This window comes from Mycobacterium sp. NGS11, from assembly GCF_059813315.1.
Genome location: NZ_JCALEJ010000003.1, coordinates 350,782 through 367,508, shown reverse-complemented (window position 1 = coordinate 367,508; position 16,727 = coordinate 350,782). Strand labels below are relative to the sequence as shown.

At 67.6% G+C, this 16,727-nt stretch carries 14 protein-coding genes and 1 riboswitch; of the genes, 10 read left to right on the top strand and 4 right to left on the bottom strand.

What is annotated here, in order from left to right; genetic code table 11:
- The first annotated feature begins 6 nt into the window (after positions 1-6).
- The 10 genes from AC5Y4T_RS06730 (at position 7) to gcvP (ending at position 9,553) form a co-directional block, all read left to right on the top strand.
- On the top strand, positions 7-636 hold the full coding sequence (locus AC5Y4T_RS06730) for a CDP-alcohol phosphatidyltransferase family protein (protein ID WP_499916616.1): 630 nt from the start codon (positions 7-9) through the stop codon (positions 634-636).
- Positions 629-1,555 (top strand): DUF881 domain-containing protein, encoded by a 927-nt coding sequence (locus tag AC5Y4T_RS06725; RefSeq protein ID WP_499916614.1) that lies wholly within the window; start codon positions 629-631, stop codon positions 1,553-1,555. Before AC5Y4T_RS06730 ends, AC5Y4T_RS06725 begins: the two co-directional genes overlap by 8 nt.
- 55 nt (positions 1,556-1,610) lie before the next feature.
- Entirely contained in the window at positions 1,611-1,943 is a 333-nt protein-coding gene (locus tag AC5Y4T_RS06720) for a small basic family protein (RefSeq protein WP_499916612.1), read from the top strand.
- 253 nt (positions 1,944-2,196) lie between these two features.
- Positions 2,197-2,961 (top strand): DUF881 domain-containing protein, encoded by a 765-nt coding sequence (locus tag AC5Y4T_RS06715; protein WP_499916793.1) that lies wholly within the window; start codon positions 2,197-2,199, stop codon positions 2,959-2,961.
- 28 nt (positions 2,962-2,989) lie between these two features.
- Positions 2,990-3,388, top strand: coding sequence for a glycine cleavage system protein GcvH (gcvH, locus tag AC5Y4T_RS06710; protein WP_499916610.1), 399 nt, complete (start codon positions 2,990-2,992; stop codon positions 3,386-3,388).
- Between the two features lie 294 nt (positions 3,389-3,682).
- Positions 3,683-4,144 carry a glycogen accumulation regulator GarA gene (garA, locus tag AC5Y4T_RS06705; RefSeq protein ID WP_007771376.1) on the top strand — a complete coding sequence of 154 codons (462 nt, stop codon included), beginning with the start codon at positions 3,683-3,685 and terminating at the stop codon, positions 4,142-4,144.
- Positions 4,144-4,896 carry a transcriptional regulator FtsR gene (ftsR, locus tag AC5Y4T_RS06700; RefSeq protein ID WP_499916608.1) on the top strand — a complete coding sequence of 251 codons (753 nt, stop codon included), beginning with the start codon at positions 4,144-4,146 and terminating at the stop codon, positions 4,894-4,896. Before garA ends, ftsR begins: the two co-directional genes overlap by 1 nt.
- A gap of 111 nt (positions 4,897-5,007) precedes the next feature.
- Positions 5,008-5,502, top strand: coding sequence for a bifunctional nuclease family protein (locus tag AC5Y4T_RS06695; protein ID WP_007771374.1), 495 nt, complete (start codon positions 5,008-5,010; stop codon positions 5,500-5,502).
- A gap of 278 nt (positions 5,503-5,780) precedes the next feature.
- The gene (locus AC5Y4T_RS06690) at positions 5,781-6,410 is read left to right on the top strand and encodes a MerR family transcriptional regulator (RefSeq protein ID WP_499916605.1); all 630 of its coding nucleotides are present in this window, start codon (positions 5,781-5,783) and stop codon (positions 6,408-6,410) included.
- A gap of 45 nt (positions 6,411-6,455) precedes the next feature.
- A riboswitch (glycine riboswitch) is annotated at positions 6,456-6,553 on the top strand.
- A gap of 174 nt (positions 6,554-6,727) precedes the next feature.
- Positions 6,728-9,553: an aminomethyl-transferring glycine dehydrogenase gene (gcvP, locus tag AC5Y4T_RS06685; RefSeq protein ID WP_499949478.1), complete on the top strand. Its 2,826-nt coding sequence runs from the start codon at positions 6,728-6,730 to the stop codon at positions 9,551-9,553.
- Between the two features lie 30 nt (positions 9,554-9,583).
- Here the strand turns inward: gcvP and AC5Y4T_RS06680 are convergent, their stop codons facing one another.
- The 4 genes from AC5Y4T_RS06680 to AC5Y4T_RS06665 all read right to left on the bottom strand — a co-directional run bounded on the left by AC5Y4T_RS06680 (position 9,584) and on the right by AC5Y4T_RS06665 (position 16,705).
- Positions 9,584-11,701, bottom strand: coding sequence for a substrate-binding domain-containing protein (locus AC5Y4T_RS06680; protein ID WP_499949480.1), 2,118 nt, complete (start codon positions 11,699-11,701; stop codon positions 9,584-9,586).
- A gap of 100 nt (positions 11,702-11,801) precedes the next feature.
- Positions 11,802-14,006 carry a malate synthase G gene (locus tag AC5Y4T_RS06675; protein WP_499949481.1) on the bottom strand — a complete coding sequence of 735 codons (2,205 nt, stop codon included), beginning with the start codon at positions 14,004-14,006 and terminating at the stop codon, positions 11,802-11,804.
- A gap of 291 nt (positions 14,007-14,297) precedes the next feature.
- Complete coding sequence (locus AC5Y4T_RS06670) at positions 14,298-15,338, bottom strand: hemolysin family protein (protein WP_499916598.1); 1,041 nt, start codon at positions 15,336-15,338, stop codon at positions 14,298-14,300.
- Positions 15,335-16,705: a hemolysin family protein gene (locus AC5Y4T_RS06665; protein ID WP_499949482.1), complete on the bottom strand. Its 1,371-nt coding sequence runs from the start codon at positions 16,703-16,705 to the stop codon at positions 15,335-15,337. Before AC5Y4T_RS06665 ends, AC5Y4T_RS06670 begins: the two co-directional genes overlap by 4 nt.
- Positions 16,706-16,727 lie beyond the last annotated feature (22 nt).

The following is a 16,727-nucleotide window of genomic DNA, read 5'->3' as shown; positions in this document are numbered from 1 at the left end:
CGGCTCATGGAGCCGGTGCTTCCGCCCAATCGGGTGCTGACGGTGCCCAACGTGCTCAGCGCTGTCCGCCTGGCGCTGATCCCGGTGTTCGTCTACGCCCTGGTGGTCGCGCACGCCAACGGATGGGCGGTCGCGATTCTGATGTTCAGCGGCGCCTCGGACTGGGCGGACGGCAAGATCGCCCGGCTGCTCAATCAGTCCTCGCGCCTGGGTGTCCTGCTCGACCCGGCGGTCGACAGGCTCTACATGGTTGCGGTGCCCATCGTGCTCGCCGTCGGCGGCATCGTGCCGTGGTGGTTCGTCATCGTCCTGCTCGCGCGCGACGGTCTGTTGGCGACGACGCTGCCGGCGCTGTGGAGTCGGGGCCTGTCGGCCTTGCCGGTGACCTACATCGGCAAGGCCGCGACGTTCGCACTGATGTCCGGCTTTCCATTGGTGTTGCTGGGCACCTGGGATGCGCTGTGGAGCCGCGTGATCGGGGCCTGCGGCTGGGCTTTTTTGATCTGGGGCTTGTATGCGTACCTGTGGGCGTTCGTGCAGTATGCGGTGCAGATGATTCTCGTGCTGCGCCGGATGCCCAAGGTCGACCGCGACTCTCGCCCGTCGGCCGCGGCAAGGGTGGCTGACCATGGCTGACGCGGACCGTCTGCTCGGCGGTTACGACCCCAATGCCGGTCGCGGCGCGCACGTGGCATCGCGGCCCAAGCTGATCCCGGTGCCGTCGCTGCTGCGCGCGCTGCTGTCCGAGCACCTCGATCCGGGCTACGCCGCGGCGGCGGCCAAACGCGGCACCGCCGACGCACCCCGCAGCCGGCGCCAGCGCGTGTTCGGTTGGCTCTGGCAGGCCGCCGCGGCGCTGCTGATCGCGACCGTCTTCGCCGCCGCGGTCGCGCAGGCCCGCTCGGTGGCGCCCGGGGTGCGTTCGGCCCAGCAGCTGCTGTTGGGCAACGTGAGGTCGACGGAAGGCTCCGCGGCCAAGCTGAACCAGCGCCGCAGCGAGCTGGCGACGCGCGTCGACGATGTGCAGCGCCACGCCCTGGCCGAGAACGCCGAGGGGCAGCGGCTGCTGAAACGGCTTGACGCCCTCAGCCTGGCGGCCGCGAGCACGGCGATCATCGGACCGGGCCTGAAGGTGACCGTCACCGATCCCGGTGCCGGCCCGAACCTTTCCGACGTGTCCAAGCAGCGGGTCAGCGGCAGCAGGCAGATCATCCTGGACCGCGATCTGCAGCTGCTGGTCAACTCGCTGTGGGCGAGCGGCGCCGAGGCCATTTCGGTCGGCGGTGTGCGGATCGGGCCGAATGTGACGATCCGGCAAGCCGGCGGCGCGATCCTGGTCGACAACAACCCGACCACCAGTCCGTACACGATCCTGGCCATCGGGCCGCCGCGGGCGATGCGCGACGTCTTCGACAACAGTGCCGGCATGCAGCGACTGAGGCTGTTGCAGATCTCCTACGGCGTCGTGGTTACGGTGGACTCCGCAGACGGTCTCACGCTTCCTGCCGGGTCGATCCGGGATGTCAAGTTCGCCAAGCAGATTGGGCCACAGTGAGAAACGCCCCCATCAGACACGTTCGCCTGGGTGAGACGCGGACGGGAAACCAAGCATGATCGGTATCGCAGCGCTGGCAATCGGCATCGTGCTCGGGCTGGTTTTTCATCCCGCGGTACCCGAGGTCGTCCAGCCCTACCTGCCGATCGCGGTGGTCGCGGCGATGGATGCGGTGTTCGGCGGGTTACGTGCTTACCTGGAACGGATTTTCGACCCGAAGGTCTTCGTGGTTTCGTTCGTGTTCAACGTCTTCGTGGCCGCGCTGATCGTCTATGTCGGCGATCAATTGGGCGTGGGCACGCAGTTGTCCACCGCCATCATCGTCGTGCTGGGTATCCGCATCTTCGGCAATGCCGCCGCCCTGCGCCGTAGGCTGTTCGGGGCGTAACCGCGCCGGCGACGATGCAGAGCAGAAAAGCGATGTGGGGGCACGCCCCCACGAGTGGGAGGTACCCCCACCCGCCTGCGGGGGCGAGAAGCGGCGCAATAACGCAGTTGAGGTCAACGTGAGCCAGGATCCGCCAGACCACGCCGCCGGCCAACGCGCCGCCGGCGGCCAAAGTGGTGACGGGCCAACCAAGCCCGGTGGCTCCGGCGCCGATGCGACGGCAGAGCCGGGTGCGTCGCGCGGCCGCCACGAACTGGCCGCGAAAAGCCCGCGGCCCGAGATCGGCCCGGTGCACGACACCGGGCTGTCCGGCCTGGTGCGCGGCGGTCGGTCCCGGATGGTCTTCGGGACGTTGGCCGCCATGCTGTGCCTGCTCCTGGGCCTGGCCATCGTCACCCAGGTCCGCCAGACCGAGTCCGGCGACTCGCTCGAGACGGCCCGTCCCGCAGACCTTCTGGTGCTGCTCGATTCGTTGCGACAGCGCGAAGGCACACTCAACACCGAGGTGAACGAGCTTCAGAACACGCTGAATGCCTTGCAGGCGTCCGGAAACAACGACCAGGCGGCCATCCAGTCCGCACAGTCCAGGCTGGCGGCGCTGTCCATTCTGGTCGGGGCGGTCGGGGCCACCGGGCCCGGCGTCACCGTCACCATCGACGACCCCGCACCCGGGGTGTCGCCCGAGGCGATGCTCGACGTGATCAATGAGTTGCGGGCCGCCGGCGCCGAGGCGATCGAAGTCAACGACGCCCACCAATCGGTGCGAGTGGGTGTCGACACGTGGGTGGTGGGTACGCCGGGGTCGCTGATCATCGACTCCAAAACGCTGTCTCCGTCGTATTCGATTCTGGCGATTGGCGATCCACCTACCCTCGCCGCCGCCATGAACATTCCCGGCGGCGCGCAGGACACGGTGAAGCGCGTCGGTGCGCGAATGTCGGTCCAGCAGGCCGACCGCGTGGACGTGACCACCTTGCGGCAACCAAAACCGCACCAATACGCTCAGCCCGTCAAGTGAGCGCCGCCCGAACAGAACAGGATCACCCGTGAGCGATATTCCGCCCGACCTGCGCTACACCGCCGAACATGAATGGGTTCGCCGAAGCGGGGATGACACCGTGCGAGTGGGCGTCACCGATTTTGCGCAATCGGCGTTGGGCGATGTCGTTTTCGTTCAGTTGCCCGACGTGGGCACCGAAGTCACCGCGGGCGAATCCTTCGGCGAGGTCGAGTCGACGAAATCGGTGTCGGACTTGTACGCCCCGGTGTCGGGCAAAGTGTCGGCGGTCAACACCGATCTGGACGGCAGTCCGCAACTGGTGAACTCCGACCCGTACGGAGCCGGCTGGTTGCTGGATGTGCAGGTTCCCGAAGTCGGCGCATTGGAGTCGGCCATTTCTTCGCTGCTGGACGCTGAGGCCTACCGCGGAACGCTGACCGAATGACGATTGCTAATGTCCCTGCAGCCCCGCACAGCGAGCGTGCGGTGCAGCCGGGGTACGGGGGAGTCGAAGTTTCGGATCGTCAGGTGGTGGGCGCATTGCAGGCGGGTGCGCGGTACCGTCGACACATCGACCTTTGAAGACCTTCGGAGATCGCTGAGAGACACGTGAAAGACACTTGCAAGTAGAAGACGGCAGTAATCGGCATACCGGGCAACCAAACCTGGTGCGAAAGCCGGCCGAGCGGCCCGGACAGACAACGCCACAGCAGCCAGTGAGGAGCAGCGCGTGACGGACATGGACAACGACCAGAATTCGGACGAAGTCACGGTAGAGACGACTTCCGTCTTCCGTGCCGACTTCCTCAACGAGCTGGACGCTCCCGCACAAGCGGGCACCGAGAGTGCGGTATCCGGAGTCGAGGGACTCCCCGCGGGCTCGGCGTTGCTGGTCGTCAAGCGGGGACCGAACGCCGGTTCTCGCTTTTTGCTGGACCAGCCCACCACGTCCGCCGGTCGGCACCCCGACAGCGACATTTTTCTCGACGACGTAACCGTCAGTCGTCGGCACGCCGAATTCAGGTTGGAAAACAACGAATTCAGCGTGGTCGACGTTGGTAGTCTCAACGGCACTTACGTCAACCGTGAGCCCGTGGACTCCGCGGTGCTCGCCAACGGAGACGAAGTGCAGATCGGCAAGTTCCGCTTGGTGTTTCTGACCGGACCCAAGCAGGGTGAGGATGGAGGATCTTCAGGCTAGTGAGCGCGCCCGATAGCTCGGCACTCGCCGGGATGTCGATTGGGGCGGTCCTGGAACTGCTGAGGCCGGACTTCCCCGATGTCACCATCTCCAAGATCCGCTTCCTGGAGGCCGAGGGTCTGGTGACACCGCAGCGGGCCGCGTCGGGGTATCGAAGGTTCACCGCGTACGACTGCGCGCGGTTGCGGTTCATCCTTACCGCGCAACGTGATCACTATCTGCCGCTGAAGGTCATCAGGGCGCAACTGGACGCCCAACCCGACGGCGAGCTGCCGCCCGAACGAACGACTTATTCCGCCCCGCGCCTGGTGTCCGTGGCCGGAACCGGGGAGGCCGCCGGGGCGGACTCGGGCTCCGACACCTCGGCGGTGGCCCCCACCCATGTCCGGCTGAGCCGCGAAGAACTGCTGAACCGCGCGGGCGTAGGAGACGACCTCCTCACCGCGCTACTCAAAGCCGGAGTCATCACCACCGGACCCGCCGGCTTCTTCGACGAGCACGCGGTGGTCATCCTGCAGTGCGCGCAGGCGCTGTCGGATTACGGTGTCGAGCCACGACATTTGCGCGCGTTCCGCTCGGCCGCCGATCGGCAGTCGGACCTGATCGCGCAGATTGCCGGTCCGGTAGTCAAAGCCGGCAAGGCCGGCGCGCGCGATCGCGCCGACGATTTGGCGCGCGAAGTCGCGGCGCTCGCCATCACGTTGCACACCTCGTTGATCAAAGCCGCCGTTCGCGACGTTCTGGATCGCTGAGGACTAGACTTCGGTCGACAGCTTGGTTTTCGGCAGTAGGGCGGACTTTGACCTCGCCGTCGCTGGCGATCACCAATCCAACCGGCGCCACTATGCGGAGGGCAGACACAAATGGGTGAAGTTCGTGTTGTCGGCATTCGCGTCGAGCAGCCGCAAAATCAGCCGGTGCTGTTACTGCGCGAAACGAACGGTGACCGCTACCTTCCGATCTGGATCGGTCAGTCGGAGGCCGCCGCCATCGCGCTCGAGCAGCAAGGCGTTGAGCCGCCACGCCCGTTGACGCACGATCTGATCAGGGATGTCATTGCCGCGCTTGGGCATTCGCTGAAAGAGGTCCGGATCGTCGATCTGCAAGAGGGCACCTTCTACGCCGACCTGGTGTTCGACCGCAACATCACCGTGTCGGCCCGTCCGTCCGACTCGGTGGCGATCGCGCTGCGGGTCGGCGTTCCGATCTACGTCGAAGAAGGCGTGCTCGCCCAGGCCGGGCTGCTGATCCCCGACGAGAGCGACGAGGAAGGCGGCACCGCCGTCCGGGAGGACGAGGTGGAGAAGTTCAAAGAATTTCTCGATAGCGTATCTCCGGACGATTTCAAAGCCACCTAGCGCAAACCTGCTACCACCAGCACTTGGGAACGGCGGGGCGGCTGGTTTAGCCTGGAATGCGACATCACGGATCCGTCTCGAACCACACCGAGATGTCGACACGCTGGTGGATAGCCCGCCCACTTGGCCTCGCGGCGGCCATACTTTGTTCGCGACTACAGGCGCGGTGGCTATCGGAAAGCGTAAGCTCTACTAGCACTCGGGCCTGAGCAAACGTGGCTGCGCTGCAGCCAGGGACGCAGCTAACGACGAGAGCGCGATCGCGGGAAGGAACCACCGTGAGCGAGCAGCCACGCCAAGAGCAGCTCAACCTAGCTGAGAGCGGCAGCCCGGCGACCAGTGACCGCAGCGTCACCGTAGCCAGCGCACCCGTGCAGCCCGGACTCTTCCCGGACGACTCCGTGCCCGACGAGCTGGTCGGCTACCGCGGTCCGAGTGCCTGCCAGATCGCCGGCATCACGTATCGACAGCTGGACTACTGGGCGCGCACCTCGCTTGTGGTCCCGTCGATCCGCAGCGCGGCGGGCTCCGGCAGCCAGCGCCTCTATTCCTTCAAGGACATCCTGGTCCTCAAGATCGTCAAGCGGCTGCTCGATACCGGGATTTCGTTGCACAACATCCGCGTCGCGGTCGACCATCTGCGTCAGCGTGGTGTCCAGGATCTGGCCAACATCACCCTGTTCTCCGACGGCACCACCGTTTACGAGTGCACGTCGGCCGAAGAGGTCGTCGACTTGCTGCAGGGCGGGCAGGGCGTCTTCGGCATCGCCGTGTCGGGCGCCATGCGCGAGCTCACCGGCGTCATCGCGGACTTTCCCGGCGAGCGGGCCGACGGGGGCGAGTCGATCGCCGAGCCCGAGGACGAACTGGCGTCCCGGCGCAAGCACCGCGACCGCAAGATCGGCTGACGGCGCGCCCGTGACTTGAGCGGCCGGGTAAACTGGGCTGCGCATCGCATTCGAGCGGGAGAGTTTCGTGGCTGCCAGCCACGGACGCCGAAGGAGCAACACCTCTCCGTCAACCTCTCAGGCACCCGGACCGCACGAAATCTCGATGCCTCTGGAAAGCGGCGTGGGCCTGCGGTCCGCACCCGCCGATGGGGAAAGGCGCGCAGGCAGCATCGGCGCCGAATCTCTCAGGCGCCCGGTGAACGGGTGAAGACAGAGGGAGAGGGCCGTTAGTCCTCTGCCGTGATATGTCTTCGTCCGCTTACTCAGGAGTTCCAGTGTCCGACCAATTCACTTTCGCTGCTCGGCACATCGGCCCTGACAGCCAGGCCGTCGCCGCCATGCTCGCCGTCATCGGCGTGGACTCACTGGACGAGCTCGCCGCCAAGGCGGTTCCGGACGGCATCCTGGACCGGTTGACCGACGGTGGCACCGCGCCCGGCCTCGACCGGCTGCCACCCCCCGCCAGCGAGGCCGGGGCGCTCGCCGAGCTGCGGTCGTTGGCCGAGGCCAACACCGTGGCCGTGTCCATGATCGGGCAGGGCTACTACGACACGCTCACGCCTCCGGTGTTGCTGCGCAACATCTTGGAGAACCCCGCCTGGTACACCGCCTACACGCCGTACCAGCCGGAGATCAGCCAGGGCCGGCTCGAGGCGCTCCTGAACTTCCAGACGATGGTCGCCGACCTCACCGGCCTCGAGGTCGCCAACGCCTCGATGCTCGACGAGGGCACGGCGGCGGCCGAGGCCATGACGTTGATGCAGCGCGCGGCGCGCGGTAAAGCCAACCGCCTGGCGGTCGACGCCGACGTCTTCGCCCAGACCGCGGCCATTCTGGCGACCCGGGCCAGGCCGCTGGGCATCGAGATCGTCACCGCCGACCTGCGCAACGGTCTTCCCGACGGGGACTTCTTCGGCGTCATCGCCCAGCTACCCGGGGCCAGCGGCCGGGTCACCGACTGGTCGGGCCTGGTGGAGCAGGCGCACGACCGGGGAGCACTGATCGCCATCGGCGCCGACCTGCTCGCCATGACGCTCATCACGCCGCCCGGCGAGATCGGCGCCGACGTCGCCTTCGGGACCACCCAAAGATTCGGCGTGCCAATGGGATTCGGTGGGCCACACGCCGGCTACCTGGCGGTGCACGCCCGTCACGCCCGCCAGCTGCCGGGCCGGCTGGTCGGTGTGTCGCTGGATGCCGACGGGTCGCCGGCCTACCGGCTCGCGTTGCAGACCCGCGAGCAGCACATCCGCCGCGACAAGGCGACCAGCAACATCTGTACCGCGCAGGTGCTGCTGGCCGTGATGGCCGCGATGTACGCCAGCTACCACGGCGCCGAGGGGCTGACCGCGCTGGCGCGCCGCGTACACGGTCACGCCGAGGCGATCGCCGCCGCCCTCGGCGATGCGTTGGTGCACGACAAGTACTTCGACACCGTGCTGGCGCGGGTGCCCGGACGCGCCGCCGAGGTGACCGCCGCGGCCAAGGCCAACGGCATCAACCTGTGGCAAGTCGACGACGACCACGTATCGGTGGCCTGCGACGAGGTCACCACCGAGAAGCATGTCGCCGCCGTGCTCGAGGCGTTCGGCGTCCAGGCCGCCCAGCCGAGGTGCGCCGGCATCGTCACCCGCACATCGGAATTCCTCACCCATCCGGCGTTCACGCAGTACCGCACCGAGACGGCGATGATGCGCTACCTGCGCACGCTGGCCGACAAAGATATCGCCTTGGACCGCAGCATGATTCCGCTCGGGTCCTGCACCATGAAGCTGAACGCCGCCGCGGAGATGGAGCCGATCACCTGGCCGGAATTCGCCCGTCAGCACCCATTCGCGCCGGCGTCGGACACCGCCGGCCTGCGGCGTCTGATCGCCGACCTGGAGACCTGGCTGGTGCAGATCACCGGTTACGACGCCGTCTCGCTGCAGCCCAACGCCGGCTCGCAGGGCGAGTACGCCGGGCTGCTGGCGATTCACGAATACCACGCCAGCCGTGGGGAACCGCACCGCGACATCTGCCTCATCCCGTCCAGTGCGCACGGCACCAACGCGGCGTCGGCGGCGCTGGCCGGAATGCGGGTCGTCGTGGTGGCCTGCCACACCAATGGCGACGTGGACCTCGACGACCTGCGCGCCAAAGTCAGTGAGCACCGCGACCGGCTGTCGACGCTGATGATCACCTACCCGTCCACGCACGGCGTCTACGAGCACGACATCGCCGAGATCTGTGCGGCCGTGCACGACGCCGGGGGGCAGGTCTACGTCGACGGCGCCAACCTCAACGCCCTGGTGGGACTGGCGCGGCCGGGCAGGTTCGGCGGCGATGTCAGCCACCTGAACCTGCACAAGACGTTCTGCATTCCGCACGGTGGCGGCGGACCCGGCGTCGGGCCGGTGGCGGTGCGCTCGCACCTGGCGCCGTTTTTGCCGGGGCACCCGCACGCACCCGAGTTGCCCCACGGACATCCGGTGTCGGCGGCGCCCTACGGGTCGGCCTCGATCCTGCCGATCAGCTGGGCCTACATCAGGATGATGGGCGCCGAGGGATTGCGCGCGGCGTCGCTGACCGCGATCGCCTCGGCCAACTACATCGCCCGGCGCCTCGACGAGTACTTCCCGGTGCTCTACACCGGCGAGAACGGGATGGTCGCCCACGAATGCATTCTGGACCTTCGGGGGATCACGAAGTCCACCGGCGTTACCGTCGACGACGTGGCAAAGCGGTTGGCGGACTACGGTTTTCACGCCCCCACCATGAGTTTCCCGGTGGCCGGCACGCTGATGGTGGAGCCCACCGAGAGCGAGACGCTGACCGAAGTCGACGCGTTCTGCGACGCCATGATCGCCATTCGCGGCGAGATCGACCGGGTGGGCGCGGGGGAGTGGCCGGCCGACGACAACCCGTTGCGGGGCGCGCCGCATACGGCCGAGTGCCTGGTGATCGGCGACTGGGATCACCCCTACACCCGGGAGCAGGCCGCCTATCCGCTGGGTAAGGAGTTCCGGCCCAAGGTGTGGCCGCCGGTGCGTCGCATCGACGGCGCCTACGGCGACCGCAACCTGGTCTGCTCGTGCCCGCCGGTGGAGGCGTTCGCCTGACGGTCCTCTTTCCGCCTCGGCTCAGGGCGTTCAGCTCAGAAAGGTGTTCACCGCCGAAGCGAGGTCCGGGGACGCCGACGTCGCTAGGTTCTGATAGCTACCGCCACTGAGTTGGGAGACCGCTTCCCAGGTCGCCCGGTCCGGGTCGGCTCCGAAGTCGATGACGTTCACCGCGATGGGCTTGGCGGGATCAGCGCTCTTACGGATGAAGTCCTGCAGCCCCGGCCCGTCCAACGTCTGGTCGGTGTGCGGCCCCGCGGTGATCAGCAAGATCGAGTTCGTTTGGCCCGCATGATAATTCGTCTGCATGTCCTGGTAGAGCATCCGCAGCGTGGTGAAGGACACCGCGCCGCCGCCCGACGAGTACTGCTTGTCCAGGGCGGCGGCCAGCGCCGCCGAACGCGGCTGGCCGCTCACGGCGTCGGACAGCGGCCCGCTCGCCACCTCCGAGCGGCCTTCGTGTCCGTCGAACGTCCACAGGCCGACCACCGCGGTGGGGGGCAGCGCTTTGATCTTGTCCTGAAGGGCACCGACCACGTTGGCCAGCCGGGATTTCCCGCCTTCCTGTGCGGGCATCGACTGGTCGAGCATGATGGTCGTGGCCTGCCCGCTCGACGGGCTCGCCATCGCCTCGGCGAGGGTGGCCCGCATCGGCTCGTCTCCCACCGACAGCGCGGCGGGCAGCGCCGGGAAGCTGGTGACCGGACTGCTGGGCGATGTCACGCCGTTGACGCGGAAGCCGGCCTTCGCCAGCTTGGCCAGCTGGTCTGGCTTGTGCATGAAGCGCGAGAACTCGCTGGCCGCAGACGCCTGTTCTCGGCTCAGCCACGAACCGCTGAGCAGCACGGTGGGGTAGTCGGCCACCGCCGCAGAACCTGGTGGAAGCCAGAATCCCAAGGTGTCCTTGGCGTTTGGCAGCGATTGGCCGCGTTGGAACAGCTGTTGCTCGGTGGTGACGACCGCGTGTACCTGTGCGGTCGCCGCGTCAGGGGGTCCGAGCAGCACGTCCATCGCCTCGGTCAGCGAGCTGTTCGCCAGTTTGGGTTGTGCGCTCAACAGGCTGCGCACGGCGCCGGTGCCTTGCGTCACCGGGGCGCCGGGCGGTACCGAGGCGGCCGCCACCGCCTCGCCGGCCAGAAACGACGCGTCCCCGTTGCCGGTCATCGGCAGGGCCAAACGCAGCGAACCCCACCCGGGTAAGTTCAACCCCGCCAACGCATTCGGGTTGGTCTGCAGGCCCGGCAGCGCCGCCCAGTTCTGGTTGGACAGGGCGGGCGCGAGTTGGGGGCGGATGGCCAGCACCACCGGGGACGTGACCAGCGAATGGCTCTCGGTGACGGTCTTTTGCGCCGTGGCCCCGGCGAGCCGCGCGGCCGAGATCGAGCTGCCCGGAATCCACAGCGCCGGCTGGCCGCCCAATTCCGCGGGCCACTTGCCGATGAAGCCGTTGAGCACGGCGTCGGAATTGGCCGGCTTGACGCTCACCACCATGCAGTGGTCACCGACCGGCCCGGCGGATTTGTTGTAGCTTTCCGCCAATTTCTGAACGGAATCGGCGATGGACGGGTCGGCGACGACCGGCACCGTCTCCTGGCCCCCCGCGCAGCGTCCAGCGGCCGTGTGCGAGCGCTTGGACAACGCGTCACCGAAGAAGCTCCACAGGATCACCGATCCCACCACGACGACGACCGCGACCAGCGCCACGATCACGCCGATGCTGACGCCGCGACGGCCTCCCTCACTGCGATGGCCACCCAGCCGGTCGGCCAGTCCGCGATGGCCGCCCCCGAAGAGTGAGGGCGGTGCGGCCGGCGGCTCCGGGCTCGACGGCGGCGCCGGCCGGGACCGAAACTCCGGATAGTCATCGGCGGTGCCGTCGACGAAAGAATCCTCGGCGGCATAGAGATCGTCGTCGTCGGCCGCGAAACCCTCGTCGGGATGGCGACGCTCGTCCGGGTAGTAATCCCCCTCCGAGTAATCACCCTCGTCGGAATAGTCATCCTCGTCCGCGTAGAGGTCGGCTTCCTCGTCACCGGCATTCCGGTGGCGTCGTCCTGCCTCGTCGCCTCGAGACGGCTCGTCGACGACGTCGTCGCGAGAAGGTTCGTCGAGGAAGTCGTCAGGGTCGGGCGCACTGTGCCTACCCATAGCAGTGCCCGCGGCCTTTCCTTCGATCCATCGTTGACTCGGCGCCGATTTTAGTCATCGCCGGCACTATTACACGCTCGCACCCGATTCGAGCGCAGGCTCAATTCGACTGCGCGGCGTGTGCCTTGGCTTCCCGCCGACGGCGATGCAGGATCGGCTCGGTGTATCCGTTGGGTTGCTGCGTGCCCGTCAGGATCAGATCCTGGGCGGCCAGGAAGGCCAGGCTGTCGTCGAAGTTGGGCGCCATCGGCTGGTACGCCGCGTCCTTGGCGTTCTGCTCGTCGACCAGTGGGGCCATCCGCTCCAGGCTGGCGCGCACGTCCTCCTCGGTGATCACGCCGTGCCGCAGCCAGTTCGCCAGCAGCTGGCTCGAAATCCGCAGCGTGGCACGGTCTTCCATGAGCGCCACGTCGTGGATGTCGGGCACCTTCGAGCAGCCGACGCCCTGGGCGACCCAGCGCACCACGTAGCCCAGGATGGACTGGCAGTTGTTGTCGACCTCTTCGCGGATCTCCTCGGGAGCCCAGGCCAGTTCCTTGGCCAGCGGGATGGTCAGCAGCTCTTCGATCTTGGTGCGCTTCTTGCCGGCGAGCTCCTCCTGCACCGCGCCCACGTCGACGTAGTGGTAGTGCATCGCGTGCAGGGTGGCCGCCGTCGGCGACGGCACCCACGCGGTGGTCGCGCCCGCCTTCGGCTGGCCGATCTTCTGCTCGACCATGTCGGCCATCAGCTCGGTCATCGCCCACATGCCCTTGCCGATCTGCGCCTTGCCCTTGAAGCCGGCCGCCAGGCCGATGTCGACGTTGGCGTCCTCGTAGGCCTTGATCCACGCGGTGCTCTTCATCGCACCCTTGCGGATCATCGGCCCGGCCTCCATCGAGGTGTGGATCTCGTCGCCGGTGCGGTCCAGGAAGCCGGTGTTGATGAACACGACGCGGTCGGCCGCGGCCTTGATGCAGGCCTTGAGGTTCACCGTGGTGCGCCGTTCCTCGTCCATGATGCCGACCTTGAGGGTGCCCTGGGGCAGTCCGAGGACGTCCTCGACGCGGCTGAACAGCTCGCAGGTGTAGGCGACCTCGTCGGGCCCGTGCATCTTGGGCTTGACGATGTAGATGGACCCGGTGCGGCTGTTGGCCAGCGGCCCGTTCGCGTCGCCGGTTTTGAGGCCGTGGATGGCGGTCAGGCCGGTGAACAGCGCGTCCATGATGCCCTCGAAGACCTCTTCTTCTTCGTCGCCTTCGCTCCTGACGATCGCGTCGTTGGTCATCAGGTGACCGACGTTGCGGACGAACAGCAGGCTGCGGCCCGGCAGCGTCAGCTCGCCCTCGCCGTCGGGCGTGCTGTAGGTGCGGTCCTCGTTGAGCACCCGGGTGAAGGCCTTGCCGTCCTTCTTGACCTCTTCGGACAGGTCGCCCTTGTTCAGCCCGAGCCAGTTGCGGTAGCCGAGCACCTTGTCGTCGGCGTCGACGGCGGCCACCGAGTCCTCGAAGTCCATGATCGTGGTGATCGCCGATTCCAGGACCACGTCCTTGATGCCCGCGGCGTCGGTCTTGCCGATCGGCGACTCCGGGTCGATCAGGATCTCGATGTGCAGACCGTGGTTGGCCAGCAACACCGACCAGCTGGGGGAGCCGAGCTCGCCGGTGTAGCCGGCGAACTGCTTCGGATCCGCCAGGCCGACGGAGCCCTCGGCGGTCGCCACCTTCAGCTGGGCGTCGTCGACGGACAGACCCGTCGCGTCGGCCCAGGAGCCGGATTCCAGCGGCACGGCCTCGTCGAGGAACTTGCGCGCGTAGGCGATCACCTTGTCGCCGCGGACCTTGTTGTAGCTCGTGCCCTTTTCGGCGCCGTCGTCCTCGGGGATGACGTCGGTGCCGTAGAGGGCGTCGTAGAGCGAGCCCCAGCGGGCGTTGGCGGCGTTGAGCGCGAACCGCGCGTTGAGCACCGGAACCACCAGCTGCGGGCCCGCGGTCGTGGTGATCTCGTCGTCGACGCCGGACGTCGTGATGGTGAAGTCCTCGGGTTCGGGCAGCAGATAACCGATCTCGGTGAGGAACTTGCGGTACGCCTCGATGTCGAGCGGCTCGATGACGCGCTGGCGGTGCCACTTGTCGATCTGTGCCTGCAGCTCGTCACGCCGGCGCAGCAAGTCCTGGTTCTTGGGGGTGAGGTCGGTGACCACCTTGTCGACGCCCGCCCAGAAACTGTCGGGGTCGATGTCGGTGCCGGGCAAGGCCTCGTTGTTCACGAAGTCGTAGAGCACTCGGGCGACGCGCAAGTTCCCCGCCGACACGCGATCAGTCATGATTCTCCTCCATCATGGGCCGCACCGGACCGTCCGTGGGCCGGACAGGCCCCGATTGGCAATGTCATAAGCCTACCGAGCGCAGCCTGCTGAGCGTTATCTGCGCGATCCGCCACAGCAGGTCAGGCCGCGCTGACAGCCCCAAGAACGACGCTGCGGGCGAGCACCGGGATGTGTTTCCAGCAACGCATGTTCCGCGCGCGAACGGCGCTGCGCCCTCCAGCAGTTTCTTAACTGGTAGCCGTGAAGATCATACGGGCTGCGCGCAGTCGCCCCGGCCGGCCAGTGTCACTACGCGTCCCGCATGGTGCCGACCAGGTCTTCAACCAGGTCTTCCATCGCCACCATGGCCACCACGCCCCCGCCTTCGTCGGTCACCAAGGCCAGATGGCTGTTGCTTCGCCGCATCCGCGACAGGGCGTCGGCCAGGGGCAGCGATCGCGACAGCCGCGGCAGCGGCCGCACCATCGCCAGGTCGATCACTGCGTGCGGATCGTCGCCGAGCGTCAGCACGTCCTTGATGTGCAGATATCCCAGGAAGGCGCCGCCGACGCTGGCCACCGGGAATCGGGAGTATCCGGTCTGGGCCAGGGCTTGCTCGACGGCCCCGACCGTCGGACCCGAGCCGGCCGCGGCGACCGGCACGGCGTGCACGTCGGCGAGCGGGACGGCGACGTCGCCGACGACGCGGTGGCGAATTTGCAGCGCCCGGGTGAGTCGGGTGCGTTCCTCGGAGTCCAGCAAGCCTTCGGACTCCGATTCGGCGATCATCTCGCTGAGCTCGACGGGGGAGACTGTGATCTCCAACTCGTCCTTGGGTTCGACGCCGAACGCGCGCACCACCGCGTTGGCGCACTTGTTGTAGAACACGATGAACGGCCGGGCGGCCCGCACGTAGGCCAGGTACGGCGGAACGAGCAGCATCGCGGTGCGCTCCGGGCCGGCCAGTGCGATGTTCTTCGGCACCATCTCGCCCAACAGGACGTGCAGCGTCACCACGATTGCCAGCGCGATCGCGAACGACAGAGTGTGTAACAGCGCCGGGTGAATCGTGGTGAGCCCCAACGCCGTCCGCAGCAGATTGGACACCGCCGACTCGCCGATCCGCCCGAGTAGCAGCGACGCGGCCGTGATGCCCAACTGTGCGCCGGCCAGCATGGACGGCAGTTGCTCCCCGGCGCGGATCACCGTGACCGCGGCCGCCCTGCCCTGCTCGGCCAGCGCCTCCAGGCGGTCGCGCCGCGCCGAGATCAGCGAGAACTCCGCGCCGACGAAAAACGCGTTCACCCCGATCAGCAGGCAGGCCAGCAACAGGCCCAGGGCGTCGCTCATCGGCGCGCCCCTGCCGCGGGGACTTCACCCTGACTGCTCAGCTCGACGAGTTCGAGCAGGTCGATCCGGCGTCCGTCCATCCGGATAACCGTTGCCTGCCAACGCGTCACCGGGGCCAGCAAGCCGTCCGCGTCCAACGCGGGCAGCTTCACCGTGTCGCCGGCCACCGGAATGTGACCGATCTCGCGCAGCACCAATCCGCCGATGGTCTCGTAGGGGCCTTCGGGCGCCCGGAAACCGATGGCGGCCGCCACCTCGTCGATGCGCAGCAAACCCGATACCCGCCAGCCGGTGCCGGCTGGCACCACGTCCGGGGTCGCGTCGTCGTGCTCGTCGCGGACGTCGCCGACGATTTCCTCGATCAGGTCCTCGACGGTCACCATGCCGGCAGTGCCGCCGTATTCGTCGACGACCAGCGCGGTTTGCAGGCTGTTGGCCCGGATCTCGGCCATCACCGCGTCGCCGTCCAGGGTCGACGGCACCTTCGGAACGGGTTGTGCCACCGTGATCAGCCGCGTGCGGCGGCGTTGGGTCCGCGGGATGGCGAAAACCTGCTTGACGTGCACGATGCCGACCGTCTCGTCGAGGTCGCCGTCGACGATGGGGAAGCGGGAGAACCCGGACTCGGCGGCCGTGGTCACCAGGTCCGCGACCGTATCGTCGGTCTGCAGCGCCACGATCTTGGACCGGGGTGTCATCAGCTCCTCGGCGCTCAAGGCGCCGAACTGCAGCGATCGCCGCACCAGGGCCGCCGTGGCGGCGTCCAGGGCGCCGCTGCGCGCCGACGAACGCACCAGCGACAGCAGCTCTTGCGGGGATCGAGCCGACCGCAGCTCTTCGGCCGGTTCGACGCCGAGCCGGCGCACGATCCAGTTCGCCGCCCCGTTGGTCAGCCGGATCGCCGGGGTGAGCAGCACCGAGAACAACAGCTGGGCGCTCACGACGGCGCGGGCCGTCGACAGCGGACGCGCCACCGCCAGGTATTTGGGCACCAGCTCGCCGAACACCATCGACACCGACGTCACGATCACCAGCACCACAAACGCCATGACGGCGTCGCCGACCCTGTCGGGTATGCCGATCGCATCCAGCCACGGGTGGGGCAGGTCTTCCACCATCGGATCGGTCAGGTAACCGGCCGCCAGCGTGGTGACCGAGATGCCCAACTGGGCGCCCGACAGTTGGAACGACAGCCGGTGGTGCGCGCGGCGGATCCATCGGTCGCGGCGGCCGCCGCCGCGCGCGTTCGCCTCGACTGCGCTGCGGTCCAGGGTGGTCAGGGAGAACTCCGCGGCGACGAAGACGGCGTTGCCGAAGATGAGCACCGCGATCGCCACAACGCTGACTACGGTGACGGTGACGTTCATGGCCTGCGCCGCCATCCGGCGG